Genomic DNA, 14,143 nt, shown 5'->3' on the forward strand with positions numbered 1-14,143 from the left:
ACTATTTTAGCTACACAGTCGAAACCATAACCACACACTATTATGAAAAAACTAGCGCTAATCCTTCTGCTCTCTCTACCAATAACCGTACTTAAAGCTGCTACTAAAGAAATCATCGCCACAGTAGTTTTTGAAAACACCACCGGAAAAGCTTTTAATAGCGGTGCGTTTTACATTTCTGAAGCCAACAAAAAAATGGAAATCAACACTTTAGATAGTTTTAACATTACGCTACCTGAAAAAGGCAAATACATCTTCTCCTTCTATTCTGCTGATTTTGAAACTTATACTTTTTACCCCGTAACGATCAATGAGCGAAAAAATACAATAACAGTTAAACTTTTTGAGAAAACAGAAAAGAAGAAGGTAGTTAGCACTACAATTGCGCCTTCAAAATTACTAAGCAATGCTCAAAAGCTAAGCAGTGAACAAATCGAACAGCTCATAGCGGAAGGACAGGTACATTTTATTACACATGGTCTTGACAATGCTATTCCAGCGGAGTATATTGCTTTTCAAGAAAAATATGGCATAAGCATCAAAAGAGAAAATTGTGTTCTTGACCCGATTACGGTTCAAAAAACAACTGAAAATAACCAAATTATTGCCAACTATTTAACCGCAAAATATGGCGAGAATTGGTTAATTGATCTTAGCATAAAACCCTTTGGAGTAAAATAAAAATGCCACAAATAGATAAATTAGCTTGGATCGAAATTCAAGATAAAAAAATTCTTTCTACACGATCCTTCGGGAAAGATAAATACTACATCCCTGGCGGGAAGCGAGAAGGTACTGAAACCGATTCGCAAGCACTAACCAGAGAAATCAAAGAAGAATTGTCTGTAGATTTAGATACTCAAAGTCTAGATTTTATAGGTGTTTTTGAAGCGCATGCACACGGACACGAGACGAATGTATCCGTAAAAATGACCTGTTATGCTGCACAATATAGTGGGAATTTAAAACCTAGTTCCGAAATTGAAGAAATAATCTGGCTTACATCAGCCGACAAAGACAAAATCTCAGCAGTAGATCAACTAATATTCGATTTTTTACACCAAAAAGGACTTCTGGATTAAAACACAAGTTCATTCATTAGCAGTAGCCATACTACTTATTTTATGCCGCTAGTTTTTCGGGACCCTACTCCATTTTTTTTTGTTAATTTTGCTTCATGATTAAAGTAAGTATTATAGGCTCAGGAAATGTTGCGCAACACTTGATAAGCGCATTTAAGGCAGTTCAAAAAGCGGGTGCTAAACTCGAATTGGTAGAGGTCTATTCAAGAAAAAAAGAAACTGTTACTCACTTACTTGAACAAGACCAAATTACTACAAGTATAAATGACTTAAAGGAAGCAGATATCTATATTATAGCTGTTTCGGATGATGCCATCGCTTCGGTCGCACAGCAACTCCCGTTTAAAAACAGACTCGTGGTTCATACCTCAGGGAGCGTTAGCGTGGATGTCATAGCAGATACTAATAGAAAAGGAGTTTTTTACCCACTGCAGTCATTTACAAAAAACAAAGCAGTCGATTTTACCAAGATTCCCATTTGCCTTGAGGCAGAGAACGCAACAGATTACCAACTTATTGATGCGTTAGCTAAACTAATATCGCCTAAAGTATTCGCTATCAATTCGCAACAGCGAAGAGCTTTGCACGTAGCCGCTGTTTTCGTGAATAATTTTACAAATCACATGTACCAAATAGGAAAATCGATTTGTGATGAAAACCAAATTCCGTTTGCCATTTTACATCCTTTAATCAATGAAACTGCGCAAAAAATAGCATCTTTGACACCTAGTCAAGCACAAACAGGCCCTGCAATTCGACAGGATGAAAAAACAATTGCGGCTCATCAAGATTTCCTTTCTAATGAGGAACACTTACACATTTATAAAATACTAACACAAGCAATACAAAACAATGGCAAAGAGTTATAAAGAAATAATGAACGAGATCACCACTTTTATTTTTGATGTAGACGGTGTTCTTACTGATGGTTCGGTTTTTATTAGTAACGAAGGAGAAATGCACCGTACCATGAATATTAAAGACGGCTATGCTATGAAGGCAGCCGTAGATAGTGGTTATAATGTATGTATTATTTCAGGAGGAAGTAATGAGGGCGTACGAGTTCGTTTAAGAAACCTTGGTATTACAGATATTCACTTAGGATCTCCAAATAAAGTCGACACCTTTGATGAATATACGGATGTATATGGCATTAAGCACGAGCAAGTATTGTACATGGGTGACGATATCCCCGATTATCATGTGATGAAACTAGTAGGATTGCCTACTTGTCCGCAGGATGCTTGTCCGGAGATCAAAGGGATTTCCAAATACATTTCACACAAAAATGGCGGTAAAGGTGCTGTTCGCGATGTGATAGAACAAGTCATGAAAGTGCAAGGTAAATGGATGGAATCCTTTAATGGAAAATTGGATTAAGTACACATTTAAACTCTAAACTCCGTATGAAATTCCTCAATCTAATAAGGTACAAAAACCTATTGATGCTTGCTTTTATGCAGCTCCTTTTTCGTGTGGATTTTGTACTATTACGACACATTCCATTAGCGTTAACAAATTTTCAATATGCTTTACTTGTTTTAAGCACCGTTTTAATTGCGGCTGCTGGATACGTCATTAACGACATATTTGATCAAGATACAGACAAGATAAACAAACCCGAAAAGATAATTGTTGGTAAAAGTATTAGCGAAAATAACGCCTACTCTATTTATGCAGGTTTAAACATTACAGGAGTTTGTATTGGGTTTTATTTATCCAATGTGATCATGAAACCTAGTTTTGCAACCGTATTTATTTTAATTGCAGCGACCTTATATATTTACGCTACTAGCTTGAAACAAATGGCAGTTATTGGCAACATAATAGTAGCACTAGTACTTTCTATGAGTGTTATTATCATTGGAGTTTTTGATATATATCCTGCCACTTCAATTGAAAATCAGAGCGGAATGGCTAACTTATTTTCCGTACTTGTAGATTATGCTATTTTTGCTTTTATGATTAATTTGCTACGTGAAATAATTAAAGATTTAGAGGATGTAAAAGGCGATAATCAGCAAGGAATAAGAACACTAGCAGTGCTAATTGGCACTGAAAAAACTACCAAATTAGTTTTTGCTTTAAGCTTAATTCCAATCATGGTTCTGTTTTTTTACGTAAATACCTACTTTGTAACTAATGGATTATTCATCGCTACAGCTTATACTTTTATTTTCGTTTTAGCGCCATTAGTGTACTTTAGTGTAAAAACATTTAAAGCTGAAACGAAAACAGACTTTAACGCTCTAAGCAGCCTTTTAAAATGGATTTTATTCTTCGGGATTGTATCCATTGTTATCATCACTTTAAATATAGAATACAATGCTACACGATAAACTTAAAAATTACAAACTAATATTGGCATCGGGTTCTCCTAGACGCCAACAATTTTTCAAAGACTTGGATTTGGATTTTGAAATCCGATTGAAAGAAATCGAAGAAATACATCCAACAGAATTAAAGCGGGAAGCAATTACTAATTACCTAGCTGTTTTAAAATCAAACGCTTTTGATGGAACGCTAGCTGATAATGAACTTTTAATCACCAGCGACACCATCGTTTGGCATAAGGGCAAAGCTCTAGGTAAACCGAAGGACAAGGAAGATGCATTTGCGATTTTAACCTCACTATCTAATTCCACACACGAAGTAATAACCTCTGTATGTTTTAAAAGCAATAGTAAAACAGATGTTATTTTTGAAGTTACCACCGTTACATTTAATGTTTTAAGCCAAGAAGCGATTACCTATTATATCGAAAAATACAAACCATTTGATAAAGCGGGAGCTTATGGTATTCAGGAATGGATTGGCTTTATAGGCGTTGCTAAAATTGAAGGATCGTACCCAAATGTAATGGGATTACCTGTTGATAAAGTATATGAATATTTGAATAAGCTACCCTAAAACAAATTTAACATGACTTTCATAAATGAATTCACAAAGGAATTAATAGCATCTGGTATTTTACTCCTAGTAGTTATTTGCTTGCGAATAATAACAACCAAACTAGTAAAACGATTTGCGAAAACTACAATAAGATTAGAACACCGCACAAATCTCGTTATAAAATACCTTCATTTGCTAACTCATATTTTGGGACTAATTGCCTTGATAATCATTTGGGGCGTACATCCAAAAGATATTTTTATTGCCGTATCTTCCGTTACTACTGTTGTTGGAGTTGCCATGTTTGCACAATGGTCTATTTTAAGCAATATTACCTCAGGCGTGATTTTGTTTTTTTCTTTTCCGTTTAAAATTGGAGACACAATCAAAATTCACGATAAGGATTTTCCTATTACAGCCGAAATCGATGATATCCGTGCATTCCATGTTTCATTGATAACCGCAGATGGCGAAATGATTGTTTATCCCAATAATTTACTTTTTCAGAAAGGAATTTCCATAGTAAAACAATAAGTTGATTGTTAATAGCTAGCAGATTATACTAGTCCAATAAAAAGCCAAAATATACAATAGCATCATTTTTAAGCATTGAAATGGTAATTATATAAAATTTAAAAGCTAAGCTATAATGTTTAAGTTGTAAATTAAACTCATTTTTGCCTAGCTAATTAAGTTAAACAAACCGTAACCACTTTAAACCAAAACGATATGAGCCATTCTATTAAATATCCTTTCTATTTTAGGTTAACATGTACTCTCCTTAGTTTAATTGGTATTACATTTATTTTTTATATGGGTCAAACGATTTTGACTCCTATATTAATGTCGTTTTTATTCGCCGTTTTATTACTGCCAATTGATCTTTTTTTAAATAAAAAACTTCGTTTACCACACACTATATCGGTTTCCCTCACAGTTATTATTTTCATTTGTTTCTTTTTGGCGATTTTAGCCGTACTAGCCTATCAAATCAATGATATTGCGACTGATTTTGACAAAATAAATAAAAATGCCAATATCTTCATTACTGATATCCAGAAGCAAATCCGTACCAATTTTAACATCAGTCTTTGGGAACAGCGTAAGTACATCAATGACGTAGCCGAAGATTCTGTTAAAAAAGGAAAAGAAACCATAGGAACTACTTTAATTTCAGTTTCAGGAACCCTTATCGATTTGACTTTAATTCCTATCTATACTTTTTTGATTTTACTATACCGCACCCACTTCATCATGTTTTTAGTAAAGCTTTTTAAAAAGGAATACCATTCTCAATTGCGTGAAATCCTAAGTCAGATAAAAGCATCTGTGCAAAGTTATATCGCTGGTTTGATTATCGAAATGATCTTTGTTGCCATCTTAACCGGTGCTGGACTTTACCTTCTTGGAATAAAATATTTTATTTTACTAGGTATACTTACTGGTATTTTGAATTTGATCCCTTACATCGGAATCATTGTAGCAGGTGTTTTAACTATAATTGCGTCCTTGACTGCCACACCAGATATTTCTATAATCGTTGGGATTCTTATTGTAAATGGAGTTGTGCAGCTAATTGATAATAATATACTTGTACCTCTAATAATCAGTTCAAAAGTACAAATTAACGCCTTAGTCTCTATTGTTGGAATTATAATTGGCGGAGCACTAGCCGGAATAGCCGGAATGTTCCTAGCGATACCAATTTTAGCTATTATAAAAATAATTTTTGACAAGACCGAAAACCTCGAAGCTTGGGGCTATTTAATGGGAGATGATGTACCTAAAACCTTTATTTGGAAAACTAAAACCAAGGAAAAAACAAAAAAAGGAAGTGGTGAATCTAACAGTACAGGGGACAATGATGATATAATTATTCCAACTGTTGATTAAAGGTAGTAGAAGAATTCGCTATATTTATTGCACTGCTTTAGTAGTATGTAGATGTAAAAGTTTCAATTTCTGAGCTCACCATTTTTTTAAAATTTCGACAGAAATGAAAATTACTGTTTTTCTAGCTCTTTTGGCAATGCAATTGTCTTTTTCGCAAATTAAGAAAACCGAAAAAGATAGCGTTATCATGTACAATAACATCAAGCAATTTTCAACCAAACATAAATACACCAAGTTTTTACACGGATTAATTTTCCGCGCTTCGGCAACAACAAAAAGCGAAAAAATAGTGGAACCCAAACCCCACTTAAATGCTGACGGTAAAATTATCCGTAAAATACAAATCGTAACACTTGATCCTTTTGGCTATTCTGACTCTGATAGTACAGCTGGCCCTAAAAATTGGGGAGAAAGGACTGGTAATAAATTTCACTTAAAAACTAAAGTATTTGCCATAAGAAACTTTTTGTTATTTAAGGAAAATAGCGTTTACGATCTATTTAAAATAAAAGAAACGGAGCGTATCATTAGAGCGCAAAACTTTGTAAATAGAGTCACTATAACTGAAAAATTAGTGGCTCCTGAATCTGATTCAGTAGATGTTTTTATCCGAGTATTGGATACTTGGAGCTCCATTCCTAGATTTTCTGTCTCGAGTGCTCGTGTTGGAATAGGCTTTAGGGATCGAAATATTTTTGGATACGGCCATCAACTTGATTATAAATTCAATAATCGCTTTAGTGATGGCAAAAATGCAAACGACATCGCCTATTCAATTCCTAATTTTAAAAATAGTTTTATTAGAACAACTGCTCAATATGCCATTGATCTTGATAATTACTATAGTAAAAGCGTCATAATAGAGCGCCCTTTTTATTCTCCTGTGACCAAATGGGCTGGCGGTATAACCATTGGGCAACAATTTAAACGAGATAGTTTAATTAATACCATTAAAGAATATGAAATACAAAATTTCAAATTCAGTACGCATGATATTTGGCTAGGGAAAGCTTTTAATGTGATTAAAGGAAATTATGAAGGAGCCAATACCACTAATTTAATACTTACTGGTCGTTACTTAAATATAAAATATAATGAAAGCCCTACCGCAGCACTAGATCCAATAAATTTTTATTCCTCGGAAAAATTATTTTTAATGGGCGTTGGACTTAACAGTAGGGAATTTGTACAAGACCGTTATATTTTTAGGAATGGAATCGTTGAAGATGTCCCGATAGGAAGTATTTACGGGATAACTGCAGGATATCAATTAAAAAACAACCATTGGAGACCCTATATTGGTTCTCAGTTTTCTTTTGGAACTTTCCATAAATGGGGTTTTTTGAGTTCAAACTTTGAATTAGGAACCTATTTTAAGGATGGCAAAACGGAGCAAACTACCTTTTCATTTCAAGCCAATTACTTTACCAATCTGTTTGACTTAGGGAATTGGAAATTTAGACAATTTATAAAACCGCAAATCCTTTTGGGTATTAATCGTCAAAATTCACAAGGAGACCAACTAAATATTAATGGAGAAAATGGCATACAAGGTTTTAATAGTAACCTCTTTGGAAATAATAAAATGATTTTGACTTTTCAAACTCAATCATATGCACCCAAAGAAATTGCAGGATTTAGACTTAATCCCTTTTTCAACTACTCGTTTGCACTTCTTGATGTCAAAGAAAATGGTTCACACAAGAATAAGTCTTATTCAAGAATTGGCATTGGCCTTATAATTAGCAATGATTATTTAGTTTTTAGTTCTTTTCAACTCTCCCTCTCCTACTATCCTACCATTCCTAACGTTGGAGATTCAGTTCTTAGAACAAATGCTTTCCAAACAGGCGATTTTGGCTTTCAAACCTTTGAATTAGCAAAACCCAAAACAATCTTATATAGATAGTTAGACCAAAAAGGAGGTCTAAAGTGAAATTTCAAGTGGTTCAATTAATTTTAATTATACAAATGGGAATCTTATAATTTTTACTTAAAAAAGTACAAACCTTATCTATAAATAGTCATTACCTTTATTAAAATTAATAATCATAATTAAAACCAAAAACACATGAAAAAATTAAACTTCTTCTTAATGATAATGGTATTGTCATTAACTGTATTTCCATCGACTATGTTTGCTAATGAAAAAGCTCCAATCACAATGGAAGCAACTTCAAAAGAAGTTCCTGCTGAAATTCAATTGAAATTGGATCGTTTAGAGGAAATTAAAGAAATGGATAAATCAGACATGAGTCGCGCTGAAAAGAAAGAACTTCGAACTGAAGTTAAAGAAATTAAAGCCGAATTAAAATCAACAGGTAACGGTGTTTATCTATCAGTTGGTGCGATAATAATAATCATTTTATTATTGATATTGTTATTATAAATCTTAAACTGTTTGTTAATCAAAAAGAGAAAGATTATTTAAAATAATCTTTCTCTTTTTATTTGCAACAAACTTAAATTAATGTTAATAAAATAATTATGGTATTGATTTTGATTACAAGTAAAAAAAAACGCTTATTAAAGCAAAAAAAAAAGTTGTTTAAAATTTAAAAATAAAAATTATGAAAACTTTAAAATTAATAATGTTAGGTCTACTGTTTTTTTCAGTTGGACAGTCACAAGCGCAAGTAGCAGTTAATGTAAATATAGGAACACCTCCAGCATGGGGACCTGTAGGATATTCAAATGTAGATTATTATTATTTACCTGATGTAGAAGCCTACTATGACATAAGGGCTTCTCAGTTTATTTACTTTGGTAACGGTAAATGGATCAGAAACAGATATTTACCAGGACCTTACAGGAATTATGATTTGTATAGTGGATATAAGGTTGTATTGAACGATTATCATGGTAGAAGCCCTTATACCTATTTTAAAAACCATAAAGTAAAATATTACAAAGGGTATAAAGGCAAACCTCAAAAAACAATTGGATACAAAAACAACAAATCTTCAAATTATAAAAACTATAGTAATAAAAAAGATTTTAAGGAAAATATGGGTAAAAAAGGCCATGGTAAAAGCAAGCATTAACACCTAAATGAATAGAAAAAAAGAAACGCAAATCGCGTTTCTTTTTTTTGTTTAAATGCTAATTAAGTTCTTAAATAAATGTTAAATATTTTTTAGTGGCACAGTAATTGAATTTCATCTTTAGAACCCTAAATAAAATAAATACATACCTAAAAATTAGAAATCATGAAAACATTAAAACTAATAACAGCAGGACTTTTACTTTTGGCATCTCACGCTTCAAATTCACAAGTTTCAGTAAGTTTAAATATAGGAACGGCACCGGCTTGGGGACCAGCAGGATATACTAATGTGGATTATTATTACTTACCTGATGTAGAAGCCTATTACGATATTCGAGCATCTCAATTTATCTATTTTGGTGGAGGCTCTTGGGTGCGCTCTAGATACCTTCCTAGACAATACCGCAACTATGATTTATATAGCGGTTATAAAGTTGTATTAAATAACTACCATGGTCACAGGCCATATAATAATTTTAATACCCACCGTAGAACCTATAGCGTTGGATATAGAGGACAACATCAAAACAATTTAGGGTATCGAACTGCACAACCAAGATATGAACAAAGACCTTCTTACTCCCGAAACAACAGATATGACGATAATCGTAGATATGCTGATAACAGAAGGAATTATAACAAGCACGAAAACAAAGGGCGTGATAACCGTCACGGAGGCAATCGACACGATAGAGACTAACAGCCAAAGTGCTACATTAAAAGAGAACCCAGAAATGGTGTTCTCTTTTTTACTTTAAATAGCCTTTTTGTTAAATTAGTTTTTAATACATCTATAAAATTATTTAATTACTACTTTTGAAGCTACCGCAATAAAATTCTATTACAATGTTAAAAACCAAAGTTACTATTTTAGTACTCCTTGCCTTTTCCATCCAATCGGTTTGGGCGCAAAAACCAGCTAAACCAACATCAGTTGAAATTTATAATCAAATTCAAAAACTTAATTTCTTAGGTTCTGTTTTATATATTGCAGCCCATCCTGACGACGAAAACACCAGACTCATTTCCTACTTAGCTAACGATAAAAAAGCAAGAACAGCCTATCTCTCTCTTACGAGAGGAGACGGTGGTCAAAATTTAATTGGGCCACAGTTAAGAGAATTATTAGGCGTTATTCGAACGCAAGAATTATTGGAAGCCCGAAAAATTGACGGTGGAGAGCAGTTATTTTCTCGTGCCAATGATTTTGGTTTTTCAAAAAACCCTGATGAAACATTATCTATTTGGGATAAGCAACAAGTATTATCCGATGTAGTTTGGGCCATCCGAAAATTTCAACCTGATGTCATTATTAATCGATTTGATCACCGCTCGCCAGGAACCACGCACGGCCATCATACTTCATCGGCAATTTTAAGCGTAGAGAGCTTCAATTTAGCCAATAATCCAGCTGTTTTTCCAGAACAATTAAAATATGTAAAGCCATGGCAACCTAAACGCCAATTTTTCAACACCTCATGGTGGTTTTATGGAAGCCAAGAAAAATTTGATGCTGCTGACAAGACTAAATTAACTACCCTAAAAACAGGAACCTACTATACTAATTTAGGAAAGTCCAATCAAGAAATTGCTGCTTTAAGTAGGTCTAGTCATCAATCACAAGGTTTTGGTAGCAGCGGTAGCCGCGGTGAGGATGTAGATTACCTTGAACTTCTCAATGGCGATCCTTTATCAAATAAAGAAAATATTTTTGAAGGAATTGATACAAGCTGGAATCGCGTTGCGGGTGGAAAAGCAATTGGCGATCTCATTTCTAAAATAGCAATGCAGTATGATTTTTCAAATCCTTCAGCTAGTTTAGGTGATTTAACTAAAGCGTATACGCTAATTCAAGCATTATCAGATGAACATTGGAAAGCAATAAAAAGTACCGAAATCAAAAACATCATTTCTGCTTGTGCAGGTTTATACTTAGAAGCGGCTGCAACTACTCAAGAAGCAAGCCCTAGCAGCAGTCTAAAGTTAAAAATTGAAGCCATTAATCGTTCTGCTGTTCCCATTCGTCTAGTGAGTATTACCACTTTGCCAATGCAAAAAACAACAATGATTGCTAAAGTATTGGAAAATAACCGTATCGAAAACACGATTATCGATCTTACACTGCCTGAAACTATTTCTTATACGCAACCGTATTGGCTGGAAGATAAAGGAACAGTTGGTATGTATACGGTAAAAGACCAACAAAAGATTGGTATTCCCGACATTATCCGAGAAGCAAAAGTCGTTTTTACTATTGAAATAAACGGAATTTCAATTCCGTTCGAACGCAGCATTATTTACAAGTACAATGACAATGTAAAAGGTGAAATGTACAACTATTTAGATATTGTCCCAGAAGTAACAACAGGAATCATCAACAAAGTAGCTTTTTTTACTACGGGAAGTACCAAGTCAGTTGGTGTTAAGGTAAAAGCAGGAAGCGATACTGTTTCTGGATTTGTAAAACTAGATTTACCTGCAACTTGGTCCGTTTCTCCTGCTTCAATTCCGTTTAGTTTTGAAAAGAAAGGCATGGAGAAAACAGTTTATTTTGAAGTTTCACCGCCAAAATCAAGTTCGGAAGTAATCGTAAAATCAATTGCTACCGTTGCTAATAAATCGTTTGACAAAGATCAAATGGTTATTGAATATCCACATATTACCAAGCAACAAGTTCTAAAATCTGCGGAAGCAAAATTCATAAAATTAGATTTAAAAGTGAACTCAAAACGCATTGGCTACATTATGGGAGCTGGTGATGAAGTTCCCGAGAGCTTAACGCAAATGGGCTACTCAGTGACCTTATTAAATCCGGAGGAAATAACGGCGGAAAAATTACAGGGATTGGATGTCATCATTACAGGTATCCGTGCTTACAATGTCGTACCTGCTATGGAGGCAAAACGACAAATACTTTTTGATTTTATCAAAGAAGGAAAAACGATGATCGTGCAGTACAACACGCCCGAAGGTGCTAGTACGGCCAATATCGCACCGTATCCGCTCACTATTTCAAGAGACCGAGTTACGGAGGAAAATGCTGAAGTTCGGTTTTTAGCACCAAACCATCCCGTTTTAAATTATCCGAATAAAATCACCTCAAAAGATTTTGAAGGTTGGACACAAGAACAAGGTTTGTATTATCCAAATGTATTTGATGCTGCCTTTACTCCTATTCTATCATCCAATGACACAGGCGAAAGTCCTAAAAATGGTGCGCTATTAGTAGCTCCCTACGGAAAAGGATTTTATGTTTATACAGGATTAAGTTTTTTCAGAGAACTACCCGAAGGTGTATCAGGAGCCTACCGCTTACTTTCAAACATGATTTCCCTTCAAAAAAAGGAACAAGACAGTAATCAAAATACAAAACCATAAATTAGGCCCATGGAAACTAAAAAAACTAGAATTTGGAAAAAGAACTACACTTTAGTTCTCGTGGCAAATGCCATTTATATATTGATATTTTGCTTAATTATGAAATTATACTCTTAAACTATGCAGCTATTTGATTGGATTGTACTTATCGTTACATTACTTTTTATTGTAGGGTATGGTTCTTGGAAAACCAAGGGAAGTAAAAATGTAGAAGATTTTATTTTAGGAAACAACGAAACGCCATGGTACACTGTTGGTTTATCTGTAATGGCAACTCAGGCCAGTGCCATTACTTTTTTATCTACACCAGGGCAAGCGTATCATGATGGAATGGGCTTTGTCCAGTTTTATTTTGGACTTCCAATTGCTATGATCGTAATTTCGTTAACCTTCATCCCTATTTATCATAAATACAAAGTTTATACTGCGTATGAATACTTAGAAAAAAGATTTGATTTGAAAACGAGATCGCTGGCTGCCTTCCTTTTCTTATTCCAAAGGGGTTTAGGAACGGGACTGACCATTTATGCTCCCGCTATTATTTTGTCTGCTATTTTAGGGTGGAATCTTACCTACATGAATATTGCTATTGGTGTCCTAGTAATATTTTATACTTTTTCGGGCGGAACCAAAGCCGTAAACGTGACTCAAAAACAGCAAATGTTTGTCATCATGTCTGGAATGTTGATTACCTTTTTCCTCATTCTGCATTTCTTACCTAATGACATGACTTTTAGCAATGCTCTTCATATCGCTGGTGCCAATGATAAAATGAATATTGTAAATTTCTCTACTGATCCCGAGGAGAAATATACTTTTTGGAGTGGTATCACTGGTGGTTTTTTCTTAGCCTTAGCTTATTTTGGAACGGATCAATCACAAGTAGGTCGATACCTATCAGGAAAATCAGTTCGAGAAAGCCAAATGGGATTGATCATGAATGGTTTGCTTAAAGTTCCGATGCAATTCTTTATTTTGCTTACCGGAGTAATGGTATTTGTCTTTTTTCAATTTAATCCAGTTCCGTTAAATTTCAATCCAAATAACAAGGTAACTATTGAAAAATCAACCTATAAAGAGGAGTATCATGTTTTAGAGAAAAAACTTGATGCTTTATCCGAAGACAAAAAAGTAATCAACTTACTGTATATCGACCAACTAAATCAAGATTACGATAATCCTATTTTGCGTAAGGAATTAGTAGCCTTATCTACTAAAGAAAAAGAGCTGCGAGACCGAGCAAAGGAAATCATTTTAAAAGCCGATAGTAGCAGCGAAACTAACGATAAGGACTATGTATTCTTTCACTTTATTCTCAATTATTTGCCCAAAGGACTGATTGGTTTACTACTCGCCGTTATTATGTCAGCAGCTATGTCGTCGACTGCTTCAGGACTAAATGCCTTGGCCTCGACCACTGCAATAGATATTTATAAACGGAATTTAAAAACTGTAAAATCAGACAAGCATTACCTTAACGCAACTAAATTTTTCACCCTGTTTTGGGGAATTATTGCAATTTTATTTGCCTGCGTTGGTACCTTATTTGAAAATTTGATTCAGCTAGTAAATATAATAGGGTCCATTTTTTACGGTACAGTATTGGGTATATTTTTAGTTGGATTTTATATTAAATATGTAAAAGCCAAAGCTATATTTTACAGCGCATTGGTTAGTCAAATAACCATATTTATCATTTACTATTATGCTATTTATATTTATCCTAGTGGTCAAGAAAAACTAGGCTATTTATGGCTGAATTTTATAGGAGCCATGCTTACCGTCATTTTATCTTCGTTTCTACAATGGACTATTTTTAGAACTAAGAATTCAGAAGCGTAATATAAAACCA

At 34.0% G+C, this 14,143-nt stretch carries 14 protein-coding genes; all 14 read left to right on the plus strand.

Translation table 11 applies throughout. The features are described 5' to 3' along the window. Positions 1-42: 42 nt before the first annotated feature. The 14 genes from ACZ2G0_RS12905 (at position 43) to ACZ2G0_RS12970 (ending at position 14,133) form a co-directional block, all read left to right on the plus strand. Positions 43-681, plus strand: coding sequence for an FEKKY domain-containing protein (locus ACZ2G0_RS12905; RefSeq protein WP_470307936.1), 639 nt, complete (start codon positions 43-45; stop codon positions 679-681). A 2-nt stretch (positions 682-683) separates the two neighbouring features. Continuing rightward, complete coding sequence (locus ACZ2G0_RS12910; RefSeq protein WP_470307937.1) at positions 684-1,082, plus strand: NUDIX hydrolase; 399 nt, start codon at positions 684-686, stop codon at positions 1,080-1,082. A 95-nt stretch (positions 1,083-1,177) separates the two neighbouring features. Then, the gene (locus ACZ2G0_RS12915; protein WP_470307938.1) at positions 1,178-1,951 is read left to right on the plus strand and encodes a Rossmann-like and DUF2520 domain-containing protein; all 774 of its coding nucleotides are present in this window, start codon (positions 1,178-1,180) and stop codon (positions 1,949-1,951) included. Beyond that, entirely contained in the window at positions 1,935-2,462 is a 528-nt protein-coding gene (locus tag ACZ2G0_RS12920) for a KdsC family phosphatase (RefSeq protein WP_470307939.1), read from the plus strand. Before ACZ2G0_RS12915 ends, ACZ2G0_RS12920 begins: the two co-directional genes overlap by 17 nt. Before the next feature lie 26 nt (positions 2,463-2,488). Next, complete coding sequence (locus ACZ2G0_RS12925; RefSeq protein WP_470307940.1) at positions 2,489-3,421, plus strand: geranylgeranylglycerol-phosphate geranylgeranyltransferase; 933 nt, start codon at positions 2,489-2,491, stop codon at positions 3,419-3,421. After that, positions 3,408-3,992 (plus strand): Maf-like protein, encoded by a 585-nt coding sequence (locus ACZ2G0_RS12930; protein WP_470307941.1) that lies wholly within the window; start codon positions 3,408-3,410, stop codon positions 3,990-3,992. The genes ACZ2G0_RS12925 and ACZ2G0_RS12930 overlap by 14 nt, the downstream gene beginning before the upstream one ends. A 12-nt stretch (positions 3,993-4,004) precedes the next feature. Next, positions 4,005-4,508 carry a mechanosensitive ion channel domain-containing protein gene (locus ACZ2G0_RS12935; protein ID WP_470307942.1) on the plus strand — a complete coding sequence of 168 codons (504 nt, stop codon included), beginning with the start codon at positions 4,005-4,007 and terminating at the stop codon, positions 4,506-4,508. Between the two features lie 279 nt (positions 4,509-4,787). Further along, positions 4,788-5,867 carry an AI-2E family transporter gene (locus ACZ2G0_RS12940; protein WP_470307943.1) on the plus strand — a complete coding sequence of 360 codons (1,080 nt, stop codon included), beginning with the start codon at positions 4,788-4,790 and terminating at the stop codon, positions 5,865-5,867. A gap of 103 nt (positions 5,868-5,970) precedes the next feature. After that, the gene (locus ACZ2G0_RS12945; protein WP_470307944.1) at positions 5,971-7,776 is read left to right on the plus strand and encodes a hypothetical protein; all 1,806 of its coding nucleotides are present in this window, start codon (positions 5,971-5,973) and stop codon (positions 7,774-7,776) included. 162 nt (positions 7,777-7,938) lie between these two features. Next, the gene (locus ACZ2G0_RS12950) at positions 7,939-8,256 is read left to right on the plus strand and encodes a hypothetical protein (RefSeq protein WP_470307945.1); all 318 of its coding nucleotides are present in this window, start codon (positions 7,939-7,941) and stop codon (positions 8,254-8,256) included. Between the two features lie 181 nt (positions 8,257-8,437). After that, a complete protein-coding gene (locus ACZ2G0_RS12955) occupies positions 8,438-8,911 on the plus strand; it encodes a hypothetical protein (protein ID WP_470307946.1) in 474 nt (157 codons plus the stop codon). 165 nt (positions 8,912-9,076) lie between these two features. Further along, positions 9,077-9,613: a hypothetical protein gene (locus tag ACZ2G0_RS12960; protein WP_470307947.1), complete on the plus strand. Its 537-nt coding sequence runs from the start codon at positions 9,077-9,079 to the stop codon at positions 9,611-9,613. 146 nt (positions 9,614-9,759) lie between these two features. Beyond that, positions 9,760-12,291 (plus strand): PIG-L family deacetylase, encoded by a 2,532-nt coding sequence (locus ACZ2G0_RS12965; protein WP_470307948.1) that lies wholly within the window; start codon positions 9,760-9,762, stop codon positions 12,289-12,291. Positions 12,292-12,411: 120 nt separating this feature from the next. Beyond that, positions 12,412-14,133, plus strand: coding sequence for a sodium:solute symporter family protein (locus tag ACZ2G0_RS12970; protein ID WP_470307949.1), 1,722 nt, complete (start codon positions 12,412-12,414; stop codon positions 14,131-14,133). Positions 14,134-14,143 lie beyond the last annotated feature (10 nt).

The organism is Flavobacterium sp. KKT103 (genome assembly GCF_055640565.1).

Bases quoted from the DNA above. Each gene is read 5' to 3' on its own strand.
- ACZ2G0_RS12905 (WP_470307936.1), top strand. From the start codon at position 43: ATGAAAAAACTAGCGCTAATCCTTCTGCTCTCTCTACCAATAACCGTA.
- ACZ2G0_RS12910 (WP_470307937.1), top strand. From the start codon at position 684: ATGCCACAAATAGATAAATTAGCTTGGATCGAAATTCAAGATAAAAAA.
- ACZ2G0_RS12915 (WP_470307938.1), top strand. From the start codon at position 1,178: ATGATTAAAGTAAGTATTATAGGCTCAGGAAATGTTGCGCAACACTTG.
- ACZ2G0_RS12920 (WP_470307939.1), top strand. From the start codon at position 1,935: ATGGCAAAGAGTTATAAAGAAATAATGAACGAGATCACCACTTTTATT.
- ACZ2G0_RS12925 (WP_470307940.1), top strand. From the start codon at position 2,489: ATGAAATTCCTCAATCTAATAAGGTACAAAAACCTATTGATGCTTGCT.
- ACZ2G0_RS12930 (WP_470307941.1), top strand. From the start codon at position 3,408: ATGCTACACGATAAACTTAAAAATTACAAACTAATATTGGCATCGGGT.
- ACZ2G0_RS12935 (WP_470307942.1), top strand. From the start codon at position 4,005: ATGACTTTCATAAATGAATTCACAAAGGAATTAATAGCATCTGGTATT.
- ACZ2G0_RS12940 (WP_470307943.1), top strand. From the start codon at position 4,788: ATGGGTCAAACGATTTTGACTCCTATATTAATGTCGTTTTTATTCGCC.
- ACZ2G0_RS12945 (WP_470307944.1), top strand. From the start codon at position 5,971: ATGAAAATTACTGTTTTTCTAGCTCTTTTGGCAATGCAATTGTCTTTT.
- ACZ2G0_RS12950 (WP_470307945.1), top strand. From the start codon at position 7,939: ATGAAAAAATTAAACTTCTTCTTAATGATAATGGTATTGTCATTAACT.
- ACZ2G0_RS12955 (WP_470307946.1), top strand. From the start codon at position 8,438: ATGAAAACTTTAAAATTAATAATGTTAGGTCTACTGTTTTTTTCAGTT.
- ACZ2G0_RS12960 (WP_470307947.1), top strand. From the start codon at position 9,077: ATGAAAACATTAAAACTAATAACAGCAGGACTTTTACTTTTGGCATCT.
- ACZ2G0_RS12965 (WP_470307948.1), top strand. From the start codon at position 9,760: ATGTTAAAAACCAAAGTTACTATTTTAGTACTCCTTGCCTTTTCCATC.
- ACZ2G0_RS12970 (WP_470307949.1), top strand. From the start codon at position 12,412: ATGCAGCTATTTGATTGGATTGTACTTATCGTTACATTACTTTTTATT.